Genomic DNA, 1,947 nt, shown 5'->3' on the forward strand with positions numbered 1-1,947 from the left:
GGACAGGGGTGGGGGTCAGCTCGCACCGGCCTATCGGGAGTTGAACTCCCGTCGATTTCGGTTCAAGTCAGGCAAAAGTCCTTTCCGAAAGAGCAACCCTCGTGAGCCTCAAGAAGCACCTGTCCATCTCGCCTGCGGTCAAGAAGGCGCTCGACGCCGGCCAGCCGGTGGTGGCGCTCGAATCCACCATCATCACGCATGGCATGCCCTATCCGCAGAATCTCGAGATGGCGCAGAACGTCGAGGCGGTGATCGAGAAGCACGGTGCGGTGCCGGCAACGATCGCCATCATGGACGGCAAGTTCAAGGTCGGCGTCACGGCCAAGGATCTCGAGCGGCTGGCGCAGACCGGTGGCAAGGCCGCGAAGGCGTCGCGCCGCGACGTCGCGGCGCTGCTGGCGTCGGGCGAAGTGGCGGGCACCACGGTGGCGACGACGATGATGGCGGCGGAAGCGGCGGGCATCCAGGTGTTCGCCACCGGCGGTATCGGCGGCGTGCATCGCGGCGCCGAGACCACCTTCGATATTTCCGCCGATCTCGAGGAACTCGGCCGCACCCAGGTGGCGGTGGTGTGCGCGGGCGCCAAGTCGATCCTCGATATTCCCAAGACCCTGGAAGTGCTGGAGAGCAAGGGCGTGCCGGTGCTGGGTTTTCAGACCGCGGATTTCCCGGCGTTCTGGGCCCGCCAGTCGGGTGGCAAGGTCGATCACCGGGTGGAGAGCGGCAAGGACGCCGCCAAGGTGATCGCGCTGCAGTTCGCGCTCGGTCTCGGCGGCGTGCTGGTGGCCAACCCGATCCCCGAGAGCGCGGCGCTCGACAAGGATGAGATCGAGGGCCGGATCAACGAGGCGATCAAGGGCGCCGAGAAGGAAGGGGTGAGCCGCAAGGAGCTGACGCCGTTCCTGTTGAAGCGCATCTTCGAGCTGACCGACGGCAAGAGTCTCGTCGCCAACATCGCGCTCGTCGAAAACAATGCGCGCGTCGCCTCCGAGATCGCGGTGGCGCTGGCCAAGCTCAAGAAATGAGCGACAGCACCGGCCGGGTCATCGTCATCGGCGACGTAATGACCGATGTCATCGTGATTCCCGAGGGGCCGCTGGTGCGCGGCTCGGACCGGCGCGCGCAGATCACGCAGCGGCCCGGCGGCTCGGGCGCCAACCAGGCGGTGTGGCTGGGCTCGATGGGCACCCCCGTCAGCTTCGTCGCCCGCGTCGGGGCGCGCGACAAGCCGCATCTCGAGGCGTATCTGCGCGGCTTCCATGTCGATCCGGTGCTGATCGCCGATCCCGTAAAACCGTCCGGTATCCTGGTGGTCATCGTCGATGCGGGTGGGGAGCGGAGCTTTCTCACCGATCGCGGCGCCAACCTCGACCTGTCACATTCCGACATGCCGGTGTGGCTCTTGGAAGAGACGCGGTATGTGCTGGTGTCGGGCTATTCGCTGTTCGCGGAAAAGCCACGCCACGCGGCACGCTGGATGGCCGGAGAGGCGCAATCGCGCAGCATCCCCGTGGCGGTGGACGCGGCCTCGGTCGGGTTCGTCGAGGAAGTCGGGGCCGACAAGTTCCTTCAGTGGACCAAGGGGTTCTCGACGCTGTTCGCCAATGCCGACGAGGCGGTGGCACTGGCCGGCAGCGCCGATCTCGAAACGCAGATGCGGGTGCTCGGGCCGAACTACGGGCGGGTGGTGATCAAGCTCGGAGCGGGTGGCGCGGCAGTGGGCGATGTCTCGGGGGTGAAGCTGAAGCTGCCGGCGCCGGCGGTGAAGGTGGTCGATACGACGGGAGCGGGCGACGCGTTCGCCGCGGCGTTCGTTTCGGCGGAATTGCGCGGCGTCGATGTCGAGACCTGTCTCAGGCGCGGGATCGAGGCGGGGTCTGCGGCGGTGACCAAGGTGGGTGGACAGCCGGATTAGGGTGTTGCGGTTCATGCCGATGGGCTGGTGGC

The 1,947-nt window shown here is 66.9% G+C and carries 2 protein-coding genes; both read left to right on the forward strand.

Annotation, left to right across the window (positions count from 1 at the left end):
* Window positions 1-101: 101 nt before the first annotated feature.
* The gene (locus tag VW23_RS00620) at window positions 102-1,025 is read left to right on the forward strand and encodes a pseudouridine-5'-phosphate glycosidase (RefSeq protein ID WP_069907669.1); all 924 of its coding nucleotides are present in this window, start codon (window positions 102-104) and stop codon (window positions 1,023-1,025) included.
* Window positions 1,022-1,915, forward strand: a complete 894-nt coding sequence (locus VW23_RS00625; protein WP_069907670.1) for a carbohydrate kinase family protein — start codon at window positions 1,022-1,024, stop codon at window positions 1,913-1,915. Before VW23_RS00620 ends, VW23_RS00625 begins: the two co-directional genes overlap by 4 nt.
* The last annotated feature ends 32 nt before the right edge of the window (window positions 1,916-1,947 follow it).

It is taken from the genome of Devosia insulae DS-56 (assembly GCF_000970465.2).
In the GTDB taxonomy this organism is placed as follows: Bacteria; Pseudomonadota; Alphaproteobacteria; order Rhizobiales; family Devosiaceae; genus Devosia_A; species Devosia_A insulae.

Excerpts from the sequence above, each read along its gene's own strand:
- VW23_RS00625 (WP_069907670.1), top strand. The coding sequence starts at position 1,022 with ATGAGCGACAGCACCGGCCGGGTCATCGTCATCGGCGACGTAATGACC.